18 protein-coding genes are annotated in these 19,000 nt (G+C 67.2%); 12 read left to right on the forward strand and 6 right to left on the reverse strand.

Translation table 11 applies throughout. From position 1 onward, the window contains the following. Window positions 1-37 precede the first annotated feature (37 nt). The 3 genes from AC1RR5_RS23455 to AC1RR5_RS23465 all read left to right on the forward strand — a co-directional run bounded on the left by AC1RR5_RS23455 (window position 38) and on the right by AC1RR5_RS23465 (window position 3,770). Window positions 38-1,585: a tryptophan halogenase family protein gene (locus tag AC1RR5_RS23455; RefSeq protein ID WP_492925595.1), complete on the forward strand. Its 1,548-nt coding sequence runs from the start codon at window positions 38-40 to the stop codon at window positions 1,583-1,585. Then, window positions 1,578-2,780: an alpha-galactosidase gene (locus AC1RR5_RS23460; RefSeq protein WP_492925597.1), complete on the forward strand. Its 1,203-nt coding sequence runs from the start codon at window positions 1,578-1,580 to the stop codon at window positions 2,778-2,780. The genes AC1RR5_RS23455 and AC1RR5_RS23460 overlap by 8 nt, the downstream gene beginning before the upstream one ends. Before the next feature lie 81 nt (window positions 2,781-2,861). Then, complete coding sequence (locus AC1RR5_RS23465; protein WP_492925599.1) at window positions 2,862-3,770, forward strand: ROK family protein; 909 nt, start codon at window positions 2,862-2,864, stop codon at window positions 3,768-3,770. Here the strand turns inward: AC1RR5_RS23465 and AC1RR5_RS23470 are convergent. Further along, window positions 3,767-4,975 carry an ROK family transcriptional regulator gene (locus AC1RR5_RS23470; protein WP_492925601.1) on the reverse strand — a complete coding sequence of 403 codons (1,209 nt, stop codon included), beginning with the start codon at window positions 4,973-4,975 and terminating at the stop codon, window positions 3,767-3,769. The genes AC1RR5_RS23465 and AC1RR5_RS23470 overlap by 4 nt on opposite strands. A 216-nt stretch (window positions 4,976-5,191) precedes the next feature. On the opposite strand from AC1RR5_RS23470, the gene AC1RR5_RS23475 reads away from it, so the two are divergent. Together AC1RR5_RS23475 and AC1RR5_RS23480 are read left to right on the forward strand one after the other, a co-directional pair. After that, a complete protein-coding gene (locus tag AC1RR5_RS23475) occupies window positions 5,192-5,503 on the forward strand; it encodes a hypothetical protein (protein WP_492925603.1) in 312 nt (103 codons plus the stop codon). Window positions 5,504-5,617: 114 nt separating this feature from the next. Further along, window positions 5,618-6,397 carry a 3-keto-disaccharide hydrolase gene (locus tag AC1RR5_RS23480; protein WP_492925605.1) on the forward strand — a complete coding sequence of 260 codons (780 nt, stop codon included), beginning with the start codon at window positions 5,618-5,620 and terminating at the stop codon, window positions 6,395-6,397. On the opposite strand, the gene AC1RR5_RS23485 is transcribed toward AC1RR5_RS23480, so the two are convergent. Beyond that, window positions 6,394-7,401, reverse strand: coding sequence for a LacI family DNA-binding transcriptional regulator (locus AC1RR5_RS23485; RefSeq protein ID WP_492925607.1), 1,008 nt, complete (start codon window positions 7,399-7,401; stop codon window positions 6,394-6,396). The two genes, AC1RR5_RS23480 and AC1RR5_RS23485, sit on opposite strands and share 4 nt — an antisense overlap. A 138-nt stretch (window positions 7,402-7,539) precedes the next feature. Here AC1RR5_RS23485 and AC1RR5_RS23490 point away from each other — a divergent pair, with 138 nt between their 5' ends. The 5 genes from AC1RR5_RS23490 to AC1RR5_RS23510 are packed head-to-tail and all read left to right on the forward strand — an operon-like array spanning window position 7,540 to window position 12,307. Then, on the forward strand, window positions 7,540-8,781 hold the full coding sequence (locus tag AC1RR5_RS23490; RefSeq protein WP_492925609.1) for an MFS transporter: 1,242 nt from the start codon (window positions 7,540-7,542) through the stop codon (window positions 8,779-8,781). A 23-nt stretch (window positions 8,782-8,804) separates the two neighbouring features. Further along, window positions 8,805-9,728 (forward strand): sugar phosphate isomerase/epimerase family protein, encoded by a 924-nt coding sequence (locus tag AC1RR5_RS23495; RefSeq protein WP_492925611.1) that lies wholly within the window; start codon window positions 8,805-8,807, stop codon window positions 9,726-9,728. After that, entirely contained in the window at window positions 9,728-10,861 is a 1,134-nt protein-coding gene (locus AC1RR5_RS23500) for a Gfo/Idh/MocA family protein (RefSeq protein ID WP_492925613.1), read from the forward strand. Before AC1RR5_RS23495 ends, AC1RR5_RS23500 begins: the two co-directional genes overlap by 1 nt. Next, a complete protein-coding gene (locus tag AC1RR5_RS23505) occupies window positions 10,858-11,913 on the forward strand; it encodes a sugar phosphate isomerase/epimerase family protein (protein WP_492925615.1) in 1,056 nt (351 codons plus the stop codon). The genes AC1RR5_RS23500 and AC1RR5_RS23505 overlap by 4 nt, the downstream gene beginning before the upstream one ends. A gap of 34 nt (window positions 11,914-11,947) precedes the next feature. After that, on the forward strand, window positions 11,948-12,307 hold the full coding sequence (locus AC1RR5_RS23510) for a c-type cytochrome (RefSeq protein ID WP_492925617.1): 360 nt from the start codon (window positions 11,948-11,950) through the stop codon (window positions 12,305-12,307). 16 nt (window positions 12,308-12,323) lie between these two features. Here the strand turns inward: AC1RR5_RS23510 and AC1RR5_RS23515 are convergent, their stop codons facing one another. Then, complete coding sequence (locus AC1RR5_RS23515; protein ID WP_492925619.1) at window positions 12,324-13,202, reverse strand: 3-keto-disaccharide hydrolase; 879 nt, start codon at window positions 13,200-13,202, stop codon at window positions 12,324-12,326. A 100-nt stretch (window positions 13,203-13,302) separates the two neighbouring features. Here AC1RR5_RS23515 and AC1RR5_RS23520 point away from each other — a divergent pair, with 100 nt between their 5' ends. Together AC1RR5_RS23520 and AC1RR5_RS23525 are read left to right on the forward strand one after the other, a co-directional pair. Next, entirely contained in the window at window positions 13,303-15,051 is a 1,749-nt protein-coding gene (locus tag AC1RR5_RS23520) for a GMC oxidoreductase (protein ID WP_492925621.1), read from the forward strand. Further along, entirely contained in the window at window positions 15,051-15,620 is a 570-nt protein-coding gene (locus AC1RR5_RS23525; RefSeq protein WP_492925623.1) for a gluconate 2-dehydrogenase subunit 3 family protein, read from the forward strand. Before AC1RR5_RS23520 ends, AC1RR5_RS23525 begins: the two co-directional genes overlap by 1 nt. 58 nt (window positions 15,621-15,678) lie before the next feature. Here AC1RR5_RS23525 and nagA read toward each other — a convergent pair whose 3' ends face one another. From nagA to AC1RR5_RS23540, 3 genes are all read right to left on the reverse strand, one after another. Further along, a complete protein-coding gene (gene nagA / locus AC1RR5_RS23530) occupies window positions 15,679-16,809 on the reverse strand; it encodes an N-acetylglucosamine-6-phosphate deacetylase (protein WP_492925625.1) in 1,131 nt (376 codons plus the stop codon). Next, on the reverse strand, window positions 16,809-17,816 hold the full coding sequence (locus AC1RR5_RS23535) for an SIS domain-containing protein (protein ID WP_492925631.1): 1,008 nt from the start codon (window positions 17,814-17,816) through the stop codon (window positions 16,809-16,811). The genes nagA and AC1RR5_RS23535 overlap by 1 nt, the downstream gene beginning before the upstream one ends. 83 nt (window positions 17,817-17,899) lie before the next feature. Continuing rightward, complete coding sequence (locus AC1RR5_RS23540; protein ID WP_492925627.1) at window positions 17,900-18,640, reverse strand: GntR family transcriptional regulator; 741 nt, start codon at window positions 18,638-18,640, stop codon at window positions 17,900-17,902. Between the last annotated feature and the right edge of the window lie 360 nt (window positions 18,641-19,000).

Raw genomic sequence — 19,000 nt, forward strand, 5'->3', positions numbered from 1 at the left:
CCCGCCGGCGGGGATCTTTTGAGTGAACGAAGGCGGCATGGAAAACGCGGGAAAGATCTCACACCTGGTCATCGTCGGTGGCGGCACGGCCGGCTGGATGTCGGCGGCCTTCTTCTCGAAGGTGTTCACGCCCCAGCAGATGAAGATCACCCTCGTGGAGTCCGCCGACATCGGCACCGTCGGGGTGGGCGAGGCGACGATCCCGCCGATCACCTTCTTCAACCAGGTCGTGGGCGTGGACGAGCGCCGGATGCTGACGTCCACTCAAGGCACGTACAAGCTGGGGATCGAGTTCGTCGGCTGGGGCGATCCTGGCGACGCCTACATGCATCCGTTCGGCAACTATGGCCCACCGATGGACGGGGTGTCTTTCCATGCCTTCTGGCTGCGGGCCCGCAAGCTGGGCTATCAGGCCGATCTTTCCGAATTCTCGCTGAGCTGCGTGGCCGCCAAGGCCGGCAAGTTCGACTGGCGCGTCGAGGATCCCCGCGACCCGCGCGCGGCCATGGCCCACGCCTATCATTTCGACGCTTCGCTCTACGCCAAGCTGCTGCGCGAGGTGGCCGAGGGCAGGGGCGTCAAGCGTGTCGAACGCACCATCCGGGGCGTGAACCTCGACTCCCTGGACGGCACGATCGCCTCGCTGACGCTGGATGGCGACGAGACGCTGGCGGGCGACTTCTTCGTCGACTGCTCGGGTTTCCGAGGTCTGTTGATCGGCGATGCTCTGGGCGTCGGCTATGAAGACTGGTCGGAATTCCTGCCGGCCAACCGCGCTATCGCCGTGCCTACGGCGCGCTACGAGGATCCGATCCCCTATACCCGCGCCACCGCCGACACGGCCGGCTGGCGCTGGCGCATCCCGCTGCAGCACCGCACTGGCAACGGCTATGTCTATGTGAGCGACCACATCAGCGACGACCAGGCGGCCGACGACCTGCTCGCCGCCTTGGCCGCTGAGCATCCGGACAACAAGGTCCTGGCCGAGCCGCGCTTCCTGCGGTTCACCACCGGCCGGCGCAAGGTGTCGCGGTTCAAGAACTGCGCGGCGATCGGCTTGTCGAGCGGCTTCCTGGAGCCCCTGGAATCGACCTCGATCCACCTGATCCAGCACGGCCTGATCAAGCTGGCTGGCAGCTTCCCGCTGGTCAAGATCGATGCGCCGGTCTCCGACCTCTACAACCAGATGATGGGCGAGGAGATGGAGCAGATCCGGGACTTCCTGATCTACCACTACCACGCCAACCGCCGGGTCGGTCAGCCGCTGTGGGACCGCATGCGCCACATGGCCATCCCGGACTCGCTGAAGCTCAAGATGGAGCTGTTCCGCACCCGCGGCGCGACCGTCTTCCCCAACCAGACCATCTTCCAGGAGCCGAACTGGCTGGCGATCATGGTCGGTCAGGGCGGCATGCCGGAGGGCCACGATCCTCTGGCCGACCTGATGGACGAACGCCTGATGGCCGAGCGGCTGCAGCACGTTCGGATGGCCTGTCGACGAGCCGCCGAGCAGATGCCCACCCACGCCAACATTCTCGAGCGCGTCTCCGCGCCCGATCCCGTGAAAGGAACCGTTGATGCCTAGGCCATCCCAGCGTCTGATCGCCTTGCTGGCGGCCGCCGCGCTGATCCTGCCGTCCGCTGTTTTCGCGGCGGACAAGGACCCGCCGCCGCGCGTCGCCAACGGCCTGGCCCAGACGCCGCCGATGGGCTGGAACAGCTGGAACAAGTTCGCCTGCAGTATAGACGAGGCCACCGTGCGCCGCGTCGCCGACGCCATGGCCGGCAACGGCATGAAGGAGGCCGGCTACCAGTACGTCGTGATCGATGACTGTTGGCATGGCGCGCGCGACGAGGGCGGCTTCATCACCTATGACGCCAAGCGTTTCCCCAGCGGGATCAAGGCGCTGGCCGACTATGTGCATTCGAAGGGTCTGAAATTCGGCATTTATTCCGACGCCGGCCCCAAGACCTGCGGCGGCCGCCCGGGCAGCCAGGGTCATGAGTACCAGGACGCCAAAACGTACGCCTCGTGGGGCGTCGACTATCTGAAATACGACTGGTGCGAGACCGGCACGCGCAACGCCGAGGAGGCCTACACCCTGATGGCGGACGCCCTGCGCGAGACTGGCCGCGATATCGTCTTCTCCATGTGCGAGTGGGGCACGGCCAAGCCGTGGCTGTGGGCCAGCGCTGTCGGCAACCTGTGGCGCACCACTGGCGACATCACCGACAAGTGGGACGGCAAGCACGACTATTCGTTGGGCGTGCTGCGCATCTTGGATCTGAACGAGCCACTTTATCCGTTCGCCGGCCCGGGCCACTGGAATGACCCGGACATGCTGGAGGTCGGCAACGGCGGGCTGACCACGACGGAGTACCGCTCGCACTTCAGCCTTTGGGCGCTGATGGCCGCGCCGCTGATCGCCGGCAATGACGTCGCCAACATGGACAAGGACACGCGCGACATCCTGCTGAACAAGGAGGTCATCGCCGTGAACCAGGACCGCCTGGGCGTTCAGGGCCGCCGCGTGCGCGACGATGGCGATCTGGAGGTCTGGTCCAAGCCCCTGGCCGACGGCAGCCGGGCGGTGATCCTGTTCAATCGTGGCGAGGCGGCCAAGCCGATCGCCGTGGACTGGACCGAGCTCGGCTATCCTGCGACGCTGAAGGCCCAGGTGCGTGACCTTTGGGCCGGCAAGGACCTGGGCGCCATGAAGGGCCGGTTCGTCGCGACCGCCCCGTCGCACGGCGTGGTCATGGTCCGCATCACGCCCTAGCGGGGCTCGTCTTTCTTCTCGTTTCTCCAACCACGCTTACGCGGGGGCGGGCGCCGCCACCTGCTCGATTGAGGCTCTGTAGTGATCCAGATTGGTGTCGATTTTGGTGGAACGAAGATCGAGGCGGCCGCCCTGGCGTCCGACGGCAACGTGGTGGCCCGGCTGAGGACGCCGACGCCCGCGAGCTACGACGCCGCCCTGGCCGCCGTCCGCGATCTCATCGATCGCATCGAAGCCGAGGCTGGAACGCGTGGCACGGTCGGCGTCGGTGCGCCGGGCTCGATCTCGCCGCGCACCGGCGTGATGCGCAACGCCAACGCCGTCTATCTGAACGGCCGCCGCTTCCGCGAGGACCTGTCCCAGGCCCTTCAGCGACCTGTGCGCCTGGCCAATGACGCCAACTGCCTGGCGCTGTCCGAGGCCGCCGACGGCGCGGCGGCGGGCGCGCGCGTGACCTTCGCCATCATCCTGGGCACTGGCTGCGGCGGCGGGCTGGTGGTCGACGGGCGTCTGGTCGAGGGCGGCGACGGCGTAGCCGGGGAGTGGGGACACATCCCCCTGCCTTGGCCGAACGCCGACGAGACGCCCGGCCCCAGTTGCTGGTGCGGCCAAAACGGCTGCCTGGAGACCTGGGTCTCGGGCACGGGCCTGCGCCGCGACTTCACGGCGCGCACGGGGCGGGAGTTGGACGGCGCGGCGATCGTCGCCGACGCCCTGGCCGGCGAACCGGAAGCCGGCGCGGCCTTCGATCGCCTGGTCGATCGCCTGGGGCGCGCCATGGCGGTGATCTGCAACATCGTCGACCCGGACGTCTTCGTGCTGGGCGGCGGGCTGTCGAACGTCGAGGCGCTGTACGCGCGGCTGCCGGGCGTGATCGGGCCGCGCATTTTCTCGGACGGCTTCTCGGCCAAGATCGCGCCGGCGCGCTGGGGCGACAGCTCGGGCGTGCGTGGCGCGGCCCGCCTGTGGTCCCCGGGCGAGGCCGGCTAGACCTGGGCGGTGTTGCGCAGCACCGAGCGCAGCGGCAGGTAGCTGGCGATGATCGGCAGGATCGCCGCGCCCAGGGCCGGAGCGTCGGCGGCCAGCGCCGCGTGACGCACCGGGGCCATGGCCAGGGCCAGGTTGCGGGCGGCCAGCTTGTCGTTCACGGCCTGGGCCAGGCGGTCGATCAGCGAGCCGGGCAGGCGGCCGCCGATGAACACGGCCTGGGGATCGATCAGGCAGCTGATCGCCACCAGCGGATCGCACAGCCGCTCGGCCGCCACGTCCAGCCAGGCGTCGATCCGCTCGCGGCCTTCCGGCGGCAGGTTGGCCAGTTCGGCCGGATCGGCCGGGGCAAGGTCGCCCAGGGCTTCGTTCAGTGACGATAGCGAGAGGAAGTCCTCCAGCGTCGCCGAGCCCGAGGCATCGGTCGGCAGGAAGCCCAGCTCGCCGCTGCGGCCATGGGCGCCGCGGAAATACTCGCCGTCGACGACAAGCCCGCCGCCCAGGCCCGAGCTGACCAGCATGTAGAAGAAGCTGGGGTTGCGCATGCCGTGGCCGAAGTGCAGCTCGCCCAGGGCGGCCGCGGCGGCGTCGTTCTCGACCATGATCGGCCAGTCGTGGCCGCGCGAGAGCAGGGCGCGGATGTCGACCGTGTTCCAGGCCTCGTAGTCCGCCGGACGATGGGGCAGGTCGCCCTTGGCCAGGTCGTCGGGCACGGCCACGCCCATGCCGATGATGCGGTCGGCCTGGACGCCCTTCAGCCGACGGAACGCCTTGCGATGCTGCTCGAAGAACTCGGCGACCTCGTCGGGACTGGCGAAGGCGATCTCGCGCGAGGCGCGGGCGCGGACCTTGCCGGCTAGGTCCAGCAGCACGATCGTAACGTGGTCGCGGTCGATATTCAGGCCGATCGAGTAGCAGCCGTCCGGATTGACCGTGAAGGTCATGGCCGGCTGGCCCCGGGCGCCGTGCAGCTTGCCTGCCTCGATGATCAGGCCTTCCTCGAGCAGGCGGTTGGTGATGTTGGTGATCGCCGGGACCGTCAGGCCCGTATAGGTGGCGACTTCCTGCTTGGTCTTGGCCAGGCCGATACGGATCGATTGCAAGGCGACGCGCTGATTGTAGTCACCGGCCCGTTCGATATTGGTGCCGGATAGGCTGGTCCGGTCGTCGTGCGGCTTGCTGGGGCGCCGGCTGTGCGCTTCGGGCATGGTCGCGCTGTCTCTCCTGGGAATTGGAAGCGATACCATTCGTTCGGCATTTAAGAAAACCGCTTTTATTATTTCTCCGCCAAGCCAGGCGCGATCAGGGATTTTTCTCCGGACACGGCGCTTTTGGAAATGATTAACCGCGAACCTTGGCCGTTCCTTAGGGCTTAGGCCCGATAACCATCCTCACAAGTTCGGTTCCAGAAGGAATGGGTGGGTATGAAACTCTCGATCGCTTTCGCCGCGGGTCTCGCTGGCAGCTTCCTCGTCGCTCAAGCCGCTTCGGCCGCTGGCGGTTTCGAAGACCAGATGGGCCGCTGCCTGCAGCAGTTCGCCAACACGCGCGACGCCGCGCAGGTGATGCTGGAATGCAGCGCCGCTGACGGCAAGCTGTCGGACTGCAAGGTCGTCGACAACAGCGCCGCCGGTAAGGGCTTCGACAAGGCTGCCATGTGCATCGCCGAGAAGCTGCCGATGGGCGCCAAGACCGGTTCGGTGAAGGTTCCCTTCCGCTTCCCGGGCGGCGCGTAAGTCTCTTAGGCTTTGCGCTACACGCAATCGCCCCCGCTGGTCCGCCAGCGGGGGCGTTGTCGTTTCTGGACCCAGGCGCCTATGCTGCCCGCTCGACTGGGAGCGGGAAGCAAGATGAAGCGTAAGAGCGTCCTGGCGCTGGCTGGCGTCGGTGGCCTGGCGGCCGTGTCTCTGGCCGTAGCCCAGACCAAGCCTGAAGAGACCGAGGTCTGGAAGCCGGCGGTTCCCGTTGTGGCGCCGGCCAAGGACGCCGGTGGCGCGCCCGCCGACGCGATCGTGCTGTTCGACGGCAAGGGTCTGGATAAGTGGGTCTCGACCCTGGACAAGTCGCCCGCCGGCTGGACCGTCGCGAATGACGTGCTGACGGTCGACAAGGCGCGCGGCAATATCGAGACCAAGCGGTCGTTCCGCGACTACCAGCTGCATCTGGAATGGCGCATCCCCGCCGACATCACCGGCTCGGGACAGGCGCGGGGCAACAGCGGCGTCTTCCTGGCGTCTACCGGTCCGCGCGACCAGGGCTATGAGGTGCAGATCCTCGACAGCTACGACAACGCCACTTACGTCAACGGTCAGGCGGCCAGCGTCTACAAGCAGCACCCGCCTCTGGCCAACGCCAGCCGCAAGCCGGGCGAGTGGCAGACTTACGACATCGTCTGGCATGCCCCGGTGTTCGGCGGGGACGGCGCGCTCATGACGCCGGCCAATGTCACCGTGATACACAATGGCGTCCTTGTGCAGGACCACGCCGTGCTGGCCGGCGAGACAGTCTATATCGGCAAGCCAGGCTATAAGGCCCACGGACCGACGCCGATCAAACTGCAGGCGCATGGCGATCCCAGCGCGCCGATCAGCTTCCGCAACATCTGGGTCCGCGAGCTGGCGCCCCGCTAGGCGGGTGGCGGCGCCGTACTTGACCGCACCACCAGCTGATGGGGCAGGGTGACGTTCTGCAGCGCGGTGGCGCGGCCGCTGAGGATGTCGAGCAGCAGGCGCACCACCTCGTGGCCGATCTGCTCCTTGGGCTGGCTGACCGTAGTCAGCTGCGGGTGCAGATATTGGGCGAAGCGGATGTCGTCGAAGCCGACCAGCGACACGTCTTCCGGACACCGCAGGCCACGCTGGCGGATCGCCTCAAGCGCGCCCATCGCCATCTCGTCGCTGAAGCAGAAGATCGCCGTCGGTCGGCCGGGTTCGTCCAGCAGCTCGCCGGTCTGGCGCACGCCCGACTCGATCGAGAAGTCGCCGATGGCCATGCGCAGGGCGCTGGCCCGGCCGTGGCGCTGGGCCGCCGACAGCACGCCGGCCAGGCGGTCGCTGCTGATCGGGCTAGCCAACGGGCCGGTGACCACGCCGACGCGGGTGTGACCCAGGCCATAGAGGAAGTCGACGACCTCGGCGGCGGCGGCGGCGTTGTCGATATGGGCGCTGGAGACGGCCAGGCCCGGCCGGAACTCGCAGCCGTTGACGATCGGGGTCTTGGGACCCTTGGCGGCGACCATCTCGGCCAGCACGTCGGGCAGGCGGTGGCCCAGGAAGATCAGGCCGTCGGCCTCCTTGCGGCGGAACATGGCCGCGTACTGCTCTTCGCGCGTCTCTTCATGGCGGGTGTCGCCCAGCAGCACCGAATAGCCGGCGGCCAGGGCGGCTTCCTCGACGCCCCGGATCACTTGCGAGAAGAACGGGTTGGAGATGTCGGGCACCGTAACCAGGATCTTTTCGGTCCGCAGGGTGCGTAGGCTCTTGGCGGCGAAGTTGGGCTCGTAGCCCAGGCGGTTGACCGCCTCCATCACCTTGTTGCGGGTGGTTTCCAGCACCAGTTCGGGCGCGCTGAACACCCGGGAAACCGTCGCGGTCGAGACCCCCGCGTCGCGCGCAACATCTTGAATGGTCGCCATTGGCGCGACACTGGCGACTAGCCGACAGCTTGGCAAGCTGGCGCACCCCTGTTATCGATGATTTCGATTACATCGGAGCGGGAGCGGCCCAAACGGGCCGAAACTGCCGCCCAAAACTGGTCGGGGAGGGCCAGGTCCATGAACACGAGCTTCCGGCTCTTCGTGATGATGGTGCTGCAGCTGGCGATCTGGGGCGCCTGGGCGCCGAAGATCTTCCCCTACATGGGCATGCTTGGCTTCGAGCCCTGGCAGCAGTCGCTGGTTGGCAGCTCTTGGGGCGTGGCCGCCCTGGTCGGCATCTTCTTTTCCAACCAGTTCGCCGATCGCAACTTCGCAGCCGAGCGGTTTCTGGCCGTCAGCCACCTGATCGGTGGCCTCGCCCTGGTCGGCACGGCCTTCGCGACCACCTTCTGGCCGTTCTTCGCCTGCTACCTGGTGTTCAGCCTGGTTTATGTGCCGACCCTGTCGGTGACCAACTCGATCGCCTTCGCCAACCTGAAGGACCCTGCGGCCGGCTTCGGCGCGGTGCGGATGGGCGGGACGGTCGGTTGGGTGCTGGTCAGCTGGCCCTTCGTGTTCCTGCTGGGCGCGCATGCGTCGGTCGAGCAGGTGCGCTGGATCTTCCTGGTCGCGGCGATCGTCTCGTTCGCCTTCGCCGGCTACGCCCTGACCCTGCCGCACACGCCGGCCCGCAAGGACGCGACCGGCATCGATAAGCTGGCCTGGCGACGGGCTTTCAAGCTCCTGGCCGCGCCGTTCGTGCTGGTGCTGTTCATCGTCACCTTCATCGATAGCGTCATTCACAACGGCTATTTCGTCATGGCCGACGCCTTCCTGACCAACCGGGTCGGGATCGCCGGCAACCTCAGCATGGTGGTGTTGAGCCTGGGCCAGGTGGCCGAGGTGCTGACCATGTTCCTGCTGGGCCGGGTGCTGGTGCGTCTGGGCTGGAAGGTCACGATGATCGTCGGCGTGCTGGGCCACGCCGCGCGTTTCGCCGTCTTCGCCTTCTTCGCCGACAGCATCCCGACCATCGTGGCCGTGCAACTGCTGCACGGCATCTGCTACGCCTTCTTCTTCGCCACCGTGTACATCTTCGTCGACGCGGTGTTCCCCAAGGACGTCCGCTCCAGCGCCCAGGGGCTGTTCAACCTGCTGATCCTGGGCGTCGGCAATGTGGTGGCCAGCTTCCTGTTCCCGTCGCTGGTCAGCAAGCTGAGCACGGGCGGATCCGTCGACTACACCACCCTGTTCCTGGTCCCGACCGGCATGGCCCTGGCGGCCGTCTGCCTGCTGGCGGTGTTCTTCCGCCCGCCCACGCGCGGCCCGGTGACGGAGGCGGATGACGTCACCGCCACCGCCAGCCCGGCCCAAGTCTAAGCCTCATGCAAAAGGAAAGCCTCGTGCACGAACACCTTTCTCGACGCGGCCTTCTCGGCGCAGGCGCGGCCCTCTTCGGCGCGACCCTGGCCGGCGGCGCCAGCGCGGCCCAGACGCCGTTCTTCCAGCGCCACAAGCAGCCGGTTGGCATCCAGCTCTACAGTCTGGGTCCGGACCTGGCCAAGGAGCTGGACGCCCAGCTGGCCACGGTATCCAAGATTGGCTTCAAGTCGGTCGAGCTAGCCGGTTATCTGGGCCGCACGCCGGCCGAGCTGCGCGCTTCCTTCGACAAGGCAGGCCTGATCTGCCCCAGCGCCCACATCTCGCCCAAGGGCCCCAACGGCTTCAGCGGCGACCTGAACAAGCTGGCCGGCGAGCTGCATGTGATCGGGGTGAAGTCGGCGATCATGCCGATCCTCTACATCCCCGACCGCCTGGGCAACGACCTGCGCGCGGCCGGCGTCCAGATGACCGCCGACGACTGGAAGTGGAACGCCGACTTCCTGAACGAGAAGGCCGCCGTGCTGAAGAAGGCCGGCATCGTCAGCGGTTATCACAACCACAATTTCGAGTTCGCGCCGCTGGGTGACACCACCGGCATGGAGATCCTGCTGAAGGGCACGGATCCGAACCTGGTCACCTTCGAGATGGATGTGGGCTGGGTCACCGCCGCCGGCCACGATCCGCAGGCGCTCCTGAAGGCCCATCCGGGCCGCTTCACCCAGATGCACGTCAAGGACGTCAAGGCGACGACCAAGACCAATTTCGAGCTGAAGCAGGACCCGACCGAGGTCGGCAGCGGCATGATCGACTGGAAGAAACTGCTGCCCGCCGCCTACGCCGCCGGCATTCGCGGCTTCTACTACGAGCAGGAGCCGCCGTTCGCGCATCCGCGCCTGGAGTCGGCCAAGATCAGCTACGACTACCTCTCGAAGGTCGTCGCCTGATGAGCTTGCGGATGGCCATGGTCGGCGGCGGTCCCGGCTCGTTTATCGGGCCGGTGCACCGCATGGCCGCCGAGCTGGACGGCCGCATCCGGCTGGTCGCCGGGGTGTTCAGCCGCGACGCGGCCAAGAGCGCCCAGGCGGCGGCCGCCTGGGGCGTGGCGCCCGACCGGGTCTATCCGGATCATCACGCGATGATCGCCGCCGAGCGGGCCCGTGAAGACGGCGTTCAGCTGGTCTCGGTGGTGACGCCGAACCATCTGCACTTCGACGTCTCGGCCGCCGCTCTGAAGCGCGGGCTGCACGTGATCAGCGACAAGCCCGCGACCCTGAACCTCGCCGAGGCCCAGGAGCTCGCGAGCATCGTCGCGGCGTCTGGCAAGCTCTACGGGCTGACCTACACCTACACGGGCTATCCGATGGTCCGCGAGGCGCGCGAAATCGTGGCGCGGGGCGACCTGGGCGTGGTGCGCAAGGTCGTGGTCGAATATTCGCAAGGCTGGCTATCGCAGCCGTTGGAGCGTGACGAGGCCAACAAGCAGGCCAGCTGGCGCGCCGACCCCAAGCAATCAGGTGTTGGCGGCTGCATCGGCGACATCGGCGTCCACGCCTTCAACATCGCCGAGTTCGTGACCGGTGTCCGCGTCGAGCGCTTGTGCGCCGACGTCTCGACCGTGGTGCCGGGCCGCAGCCTGGACGATGACTGCAACGTGCTGCTGCGCTTCGAAGGCGGCGCACGCGGCGTGCTGATCGCCTCGCAGATATCGGCCGGCGCCCGCAACGGCCTGACGCTCAGCGTCTATGGCGAGAAGGGCGGGCTGACCTGGTCGCACGAGGATCCGAACGTCTTGACCATCGACTGGCTGGACGGTCCCAGCCAGGTGCTGCACGCCGGCTCGGGTTATCTGGGCGCGGGCGCTCGCGCGGTGACCCGCCTGCCGACAGGCCATCCGGAAGGCTTCATCGAGGCCTTCGCCAACATCTATCGCGACTTCGCCGACGCCATCGAAGGGCAGGGCGTATCGCTCGTGCCCGACATCGGCGAGGGCGTGCGCGGCATGGCCTTCGTCGAGCGCGCCGTGGCCGCCAGCCGCGACGACGCCGGCTGGGTGTTGCTTCAAGGAGACGGTCGATGAAGACGCTCAAGGGACCGGCCATCTTCCTGGCCCAGTTCATCGGCAGCGAGCCGCCGTTCGACAAGTTGGAGACCATGGCCAAATGGGTCGCAGACCTTGGCTATGTCGGCGTGCAGATGCCGACGGGCGGGGCGGACTCGTTCTTCGACCTGGCCCTGGCCGCCGAAAGCCAGACCTATTGCGACGACATCGCTGGTCTGTTGGCCGAGTACGGCCTGGAGATCACCGAGCTCTCGACCCACCTGCAGGGCCAGCTGGTCGCTGTGCATCCGGCCTATGACGAGCTGTTCGACGGCTTCGCTCCGCCCGAGTTGCGCGGCAAGCCCAAGGAACGCCAGGAATGGGCCGTCGGGCAGGTCAAGGCCGCCGCCGTCGCCAGTCGACGCCTGGGTCTGAAGGCTCACGCTACCTTCTCGGGCTCTCTGGCCTGGCCCTACATGTACCCGTGGCCGCAGCGGCCAGCGGGGCTGATCGAAGAGGCCTTCGCCGAACTCGGTCGCCGCTGGAAGCCGATCCTGGATGTCTTCGAAGAGAACGGCGTCGACGCGGCCTACGAGATCCATCCGGGCGAAGACCTGCACGACGGCGCGACCTTCGAGCGGTTCCTGGATGAGGTCGGCGGCCATCCGCGCGCCAATATCCTCTATGATCCCAGCCACTTCGTCCTGCAGCAGCTGGACTATCTGGGCTACATCGACCGCTACCACGAGCGGATCAAGGCGTTCCACGTCAAGGACGCCGAGTTCCGGCCGACGGCCCAGTCGGGCGTCTACGGCGGCTACCAGGGCTGGGCCGAGCGGCCGGGCCGCTTCCGCTCGCTGGGCGATGGCCAGGTAGACTTCAAGGCGATCTTCTCCAAGCTGGCCCAATACGATTTCGACGGCTGGGCGGTGCTGGAATGGGAGTGCGCGTTGAAGCATCCCGAACAGGGCGCTCGCGAAGGCGCGCCGTTCATCCGCGACCACATCATCCAGGTCACGGACAAGGCCTTCGACGACTTCGCCGGCAGCGCGCCAGACGCCGGTCGCAATCGCCGGCTATTGGGTCTGTAAGGCCGCCGCCAAATTCTGACGGAGAGTTTCCTCGATGAAGTTCCAGCTTACGCTCGCCGCCGTCATGGCTGTGATGGCGACCAGCGCCGCCGCGCAGACCTCAGGCCAGCAGGTGTTCGAGCAGAAGTGCACGATGTGCCATTCGCTGCAGCCCGCGCCGGGCAAGATGGGGCCGCCCCTGGCCGGCGTCGCCGGTCGCAAGGCCGGGACCGCCCCTGGCTTTGCCTACAGCACCGCGTTGAAGGCCTCGAACATCACCTGGACGCCCGACCAGATGGACGCCTTCATCAAGGCCCCAGGCAAGACCGTGCCGGGCACCAAGATGCTGCTGGGCGAGGCGGACGCGGCCAAGCGCGCCGCCGTCGTCCAGTATCTGAGCACGTTGAAGAAGTAGCCGGTTCTGACGGCGCTCAGCGCGCCGTCAGCTCCTGGATCTGGATGTCCTTGAACTCGATCGGATGGCCCTCGCTCTGCAGGGCGATGTAGCCCTCCGTCACGGGTTGGGCGCCGCGCGCCAGGATGTAGGGCTTAGCCCCGCCGGCCACGGTGTCGTCCGGATCCAAGGTCACGCCGGCATAGTGGTGGACCGCCACGCCGTTGATCTTCTGGGTGATCTCGCCGTTGGGCAGCACCTCCAGCTCGGTCTGGACCCAGGTGCCGTTCGGGATGGTCGGGGCGTTCTTGGAGATCGTGCAATGCTCCTTTACCTTGGTCCCGTCGATGGTGATGGTCAGGCCGGGCGTGCAGACCGAACCGGTGGAGCGGGGCGCGTCGCCGTCCTTGCCCAGCAGCTGGAATTCGACCGAGACCGGGAAGGGCTGCTCGACCGTCATGCTCTCGGCGCTCTGGCCGAGGAACATGATGCCGCTGTTGCTGCGCGCCCAGGCCGGGGTGTCGGCCAGACCGCCTTCGGTCAGGAAGCGGTAGGTCAGCTTCAGGCGATAGGCCTTGAACGGCGTGTTGTAGAACAGGTGCCCGAACTGGCCGTCCAGTGTGTCATAGCCCGCGTAGGACACCCGGATGGCGCCGTGGTCGACGACGAAGGTGTTGCGATAGTTCTCGCCGGCCGGATGCTTGGCGACCTTCGGCGTCCAGCCATTCAGGGTTTTGCCGTCAAACAGCGGCCGCCAGGGCCCCGCCTTCACATCCTCGGCGTGCGCCACGCCCGCGCCAAGCGCCAGCAGCAGGGCCAGCGCCCCGGCGGTCCATCTGATCATCCTTGTCCTCCCAGACGCTCGCCCATTTTTGACATGAAATGCCGAGCTTTCTTGCAATGTAACCCATTTCATGGAAGCCTCCAGGCAAGAATGAAGGGTTCGCCGAGGTCGGGGCGTCGCGTTGCTTAAAGCTTCCGGCGCGGCCCATCGAGCGGCCGCAAAGGGAGCTAACATGGCCAATCTGAACGGCCGCGCGCGGCGCAAGAACACTTATGACGCGATCGTTGTTGGTAGCGGTATCACTGGCGGCATAGCGGCCAAGGAACTGACGCAGAAGGGCTTGAAGGTCCTGGTTCTCGAGCGGGGCCGCATGGTCAAGCATCTCGAGGACTATCCGACCGCCGTCCTCGATCCCTGGCAGACCAAGTACCCGCAGGGGCAGCTGCCGCAGGCCGAGTTGGACGCGCACTATCAGGTGCAGCGCCGCACCAACTATACGATGACCGAGTACACCCAGCACTTCTTCGTCAAGGACGACGAGCACCCCTATACCGAGGAAAACCGCTTCGACTGGATCCGCGGCTATCACGTCGGCGGCCGGTCGCTGACCTGGGGGCGGCAGAGCTATCGCCACAGCCAGCTGGACTTCGAAGGCAACGCCCGTGACGGGATCGCCGTCGACTGGCCGATCCGCTACGAAGATCTCGCGCCCTGGTACGAGCATGTCGAACGCTTCATTGGCGTGTCGGGTCAGCACGAGGGGCTGAGCCACTTCCCTGACGGCCACTACCAGCCGCCGATGGAAATGAACTGCGTTGAGAAGGCCTTCAAAGCCAAGTCCGAGACGCGTTTCCCCGAGCGCCGGATCAGCATGGGCCGCACGGCCCACCTGACCGATCCGACCGAGGAACAGCTCAGCCTTGGCCGCACCAAGTGCCAGTACCGCAATATGTGCATCCGCGGCTGCCCATTCGGCGGCTACTACAGCTCCAACTCCGGCGGCCTGGTGGCGGCCGAGCGCACCGGCAATCTGGTGATCCGTCCGAACTCGATCGTCACCGAAATCGTCTACGACCAGAAGGCTGGCAAGGCGTCGGGCGTGCGCATCCTGGACGCCGAAACCAAGAAGGACGAGGAGTTCCACGCCGACGTCATCTTCATTTGCGCCTCGGCCTTCAACTCGGCCTGGATCATGATGAACTCGACCAGCTCGCGGTTCGAGAACGGTTTCGGCAACGGCAGTGACCAACTGGGCCGCAATGTCATGGACCACCACCTTGGTGTTGGTGCGACCGGCGAGGCACCCGAGTTCGCCGACATGTACTATTCGGGCCGCCGCCCGAACGGCATCTACGTGCCGCGTTTCCGCAACCTGGGTGACGAGGCCACCAAGCGCACCGACTACCTGCGCGGCTTCGGCTACCAAGGCGGCGCGGGCCGTTCGACCTGGGACCGCGACCTGGGCAATCGGGCCAAGGGCGCCAAGGGCTTTGGCGCGGCGCGCAAGGCCGCGCTGACCCAGCCGGGGCCGTGGACCATGGGCCTCGGCGGCTTCGGCGAGATCCTGCCGTACGAGGACAACCGTATCACCCTGAACCGCGACAAGAAGGACGTCTTCGGCCTGCCGACCCTGTCGATCAACGTCACCATGCGTGAGAACGAGATGGCCATGCGGCGCGACATGCAGGCCTCGGCGGTCGAGATGCTGGAGGCCGCCGGCTTCAAGAACGTGAAGGGCCACGACAGCGGCTTCGCGCCGGGTCTGGGCATCCACGAGATGGGCACCGCCCGCATGGGGCGTGACCCCAAGACCTCGGTGCTGAACGCCCACAACCAGGTGCACGAGTGCACGAACGTCTACGTCACCGATGGGGCGGCGATGACCTCGGCTTCGTGCGTGAACCCGTCCCTGACCTACATGGCCCTGACGGCCCGCGCCGCCGACCACGCGGTGAAGGCTCGCAAGCGGGGAGACATCTGATGCTGAACCGACGCGATACCTTGCGCGGCCTGGCTCTGGCGGTCGGCGTCGCTTCGACCGGCTGGGCCGAGCGCGCCCTGGCCGCCGCCGCGCCAGCCCCGGCCCTGACTTGGACCCCGAAAGCTCTGAACGCCGAACAGGCGCGCCTGCTGAATGTGGTGGCCGAGCTCATCATCCCCGCGACCGACACACCCGGCGCGCGGGCGGCCGGCGTGCCGCAGTTCATCGACCGCGCCGTGGCCGACTACTACACCAAGGATCAAGTGGACCAGCTGCTGGGCGGCCTGGCGCGCATGGACGCCGACGCCCGCACCGCGCACGGCGATGTCTTCGCCGCCCTGACGCCCGAGCAGCAGGTCGCGCTGCTGACCGCCTACGACCAGGAGGGCGGCGTCTCGCGGGGGCAGGGGCAAACCCACTTCTTCCCGGCGCTCGAGGACATGGTCACGGTGGGCTATTTCACGTCCGAAACGGGCGCGACCGAGGCGCTGAAGTACGACCCGGTGCCGGGCGCCTACCACGGCTGTGTCCCGCTGGCGGAAATCGGCAAGGCCTGGGCGACGCGCTGACTTTAATATCTAGGCGAAAGTCCTGGGGCGCTGACCGCGAGGCCAGCGCCCTTTTTTGTCAGGCCCCGTCGATCCAGGTCCTGCGGACGGAGAGGTCTTCGTTCAGCAGGCAGAAGTCCGCCGCATAACCCTGGGCGATCCGCCCCCGTTGACCGTCCAGTCCCAGGAACGCCGCCGGCGCGGCCGAGGCCATCATCACGGCGTCTTCCAGGGGGACGCCCAGCATCTCGACCGTGTTGCGGACGGCCCCGGCCATGTCGAGGTCCGAGCCGGCCAGGGTGCCGCCGACGCCGACGCAGACACCGTCGCGGACGACGATCTCCTGGCCCTGCAGGGTGAAGCGCTTGTCGGTCATGCCCACGGTCGGCATGGCGTCGGTCACCAGCATGAAGCGGTCCAGCGGCCGGGTGCGCAAAGCCAGCTTCAAGGTCACCGGATCGACGTGGCGGCCATCGACGATCAGGCCGCACCAGGCGGTCAGGCTCTCCAACGCCGCGCCGACGGCGCCGGGCTCGCGGCTGGTCAGGGGCGACATGGCGTTGAAGAGGTGGGTGAAGCCGGTCAGGCCATGGTCCAGGGCCTGGCGCATGGTCCCGTAGAGGGCGTTGGTGTGGCCGGCGGCGACGTGCACCCCGGCGTCGGCCAGCCGCTGGATCATGTCCGGCGTGGTGCGCTCGGGCGCGAGGGTCACCAGGGTCTTGCCGACCTTCAACGAGCTCAGGAGTTCGAGGGCCTCCTCGTCGATGACCCGGAACTTGCCCTCGTCATGGATGCCCTTGCGCTTGGGATTGAGGAACGGGCCCTCGATGTGGACGCCCAGCACGCCGGGCACGCCTTGCTCTATGGCCTGTTCCGTGGCCCGCATCGCCTGGTCGACGACCGAGAGGTCGTCGCTGATCAGGGTCGGCAGGAAACCGGTGGTGCCATAGGCCCGGTGGGCCGCGCCGATCGCGGCGATGGCTTCCGGGGTGGGCGAGTCGTTGAACAGCACCCCGCCGCCGCCATTGACCTGGGTGTCGATATAGCCGGGAATCAGCAGGCCGCCGTCCAGGTCGGTACGCTCGGCCGAGGCCGGAACCTCGGACGCCGCGACCACGTCGGCGATCTTGCCGTCCTGCACCAGCACGGCCTTGCCGGCTTCGACACCGGTGGCCGTCAGGACGCGGCCATTGACGAGAGCAGCCAGCATCAGACGGTTTCAGTGACCTTGTTGAGGTGGGGCGGGCTGTCGGGATCGTAGCCGCGCGCGACCGACAGGGCGTTGGCCATGCGGTAGAAGCTCTGGATCATCAGGATCGGCTCCAGCACCGGATGGGCCGAAACGGTCGGCAGCACGCCGTCGCCGGTCTCGCCCGGCGCGGCGATCAGCACCGAGGCGCCGCGTTCGCGCAGGCCCTTGGCCATGTCGTCGACGCTGGCGCGGCTCTCGTCGTTCTGGGCGAAGACCAGGGCCGGGAAGCCGTCCTTCACCAGGGCCATGGGGCCATGCAGCACCTCGGCGGCGCTGAAGGCCTCGGCGTGCAGGCCGCAGGTTTCCTTGAACTTCAGGGCCGCTTCCAGCGCCACGCCGAAGCCGACGCCGCGTCCCAGGACGTAGAGGTTGCGGGCCAGCTTCAGGCGCTCGACGGCCGGGGTCCAGTCCAGCGCCCAGGCCTGTTCCAGCGCCTTGGGCAGAGAGGAGAGGGCCGAGGTCAGCTCGGCGTCTTCGGTCCAGGCGGCGATCAGCTGGGTGATGGCCACCAGGGCGGCGATGTAGGACTTGGTGGCGGCCACCGACAGCTCGGGGCCGGCATGCAGCGGGATCACTTCGTCGGCCAGCTGGGCCAGCGGCGAGTCCGTCACGTTGACCAGGGCCACGGCATAGGCGCCAGCGGCCTTGGCCGCCTTCACCGCCGCCAGCAGGTCGGGGCTCTTGCCCGACTGCGAGATGGCCAGAACGACGGCGCCCTCAAGATTGGGCGAGGCGTCATAGACCGAACTGACCGACAGGCCGGCCGACGAGGTCAGCACCCCGGCCTTGGTCTCAATCAGGTAGCGGGCGAAGGTGGCGGCGTGATCGCTGCTGCCCCGCGCGATGGTGACGACCACGCGCGGCGGATTGGCCCGCAGGCGCTGGGCCAGGGCCTCGATCTTGCGGGCGTTGGCGGAGAGCTGGGTCGCGGCGACCGACGACGCTTCGCCGGCCTCCAGGAACATCCGCGTGCTGTCCGACGACACGGGCGATGACAGGGTAAGCGCCGTCACGGGCGACCTCCGGAATACGAGAAAGGGAAAGGCCCTCAGGCCGGATCGTTCAGCTCGGCGACGAAGTCGTAGGCGTCGCCGCGATAATAGGACTGCGAGACCTCGACGGCCCGGCCGTCGCGCAGGAAGCCGCGCCGCTCGACCAGCAGGCCGGCGTCCTTGGCCTTCACGCTCAGCAGCGCCGCGTGCTGGGTCGAGATCAGCACCCCGCGCAGGCGCTGCAGGGCCCGGGCGGGCCGGTGACCGGTGGCGGCCATGGCCTCGTAGAGCGAGTCCTTGACCACTTCGGCGGAGGGCAGGGCGAAGGCGGCGATGGTGGTATATTCGACAGCCATCGGCGCGCCGTCGGCGTAACGCACGCGGTGGAAACGATAGACTGGGGCGCCGGGCGACAGGCCCAGGGTCAGGGATTCCTCAGGCGTCACCGCGCCTTCCATGCGGGCGATCCATTCGCTGTGCGGCGTGCGCCCGCGCGCGATCATGTCCTCGGTGAAGCAGGTCAGCTTCGAGAAGTTCTTCTCGACTCGCGCGGCGACGAAGGTGCCCGCGCCCTGGCGGCGGGTCAGCAGGCCTTCGCTGACCAGGCCGTCCAGCGCTTTGCGGATCGTGATTCGCGATACGTTGAACTCGTCAGCCATGTCGCGCTCTGGCGGCAAGGCGTCGTCGGGTGACAGCACCTTGCCCTGGATCGCCTCGCGCAGGGCCTTCTGCAGCTGCTTGTACAGCGGCGCCGAATCCCCGGGGCCCAAGGGGCCGATCTGGGTGGCCAGCGACATTTACGAGCGCTCCTGAACGCGACTCGCTTCGGGAGGAAGCGCTGTGGGTCGGTTGCTGACTAGAAACATACCAATCTAAGTCCTTTTGCAACCGGCCTTGTTGGAATTGGTTCGCAAAATCGGCGAAAAGTCCTTGTTGCCAAACGTAAATCGTATGGTCTGACAAAAAGTGATGTTCAAAGTGGTATTGAAATGGCATGCATGTCCAGCGGGGCGGCAAAGCTCTCGCGTTGAAGATGTAGCGCTCGCCAAGAGCGCGCTGGGGGAGGTTCGATGAACACGGTGGTTCTAACCGCCCCGATGAAGGGCTGGCTTTCGGCGTTGGATGAGACGCCGGACGCGGTGTTCGCCGAGCGGATG

The organism is Caulobacter sp. GW821-FHT11E11 (assembly GCF_058808315.1).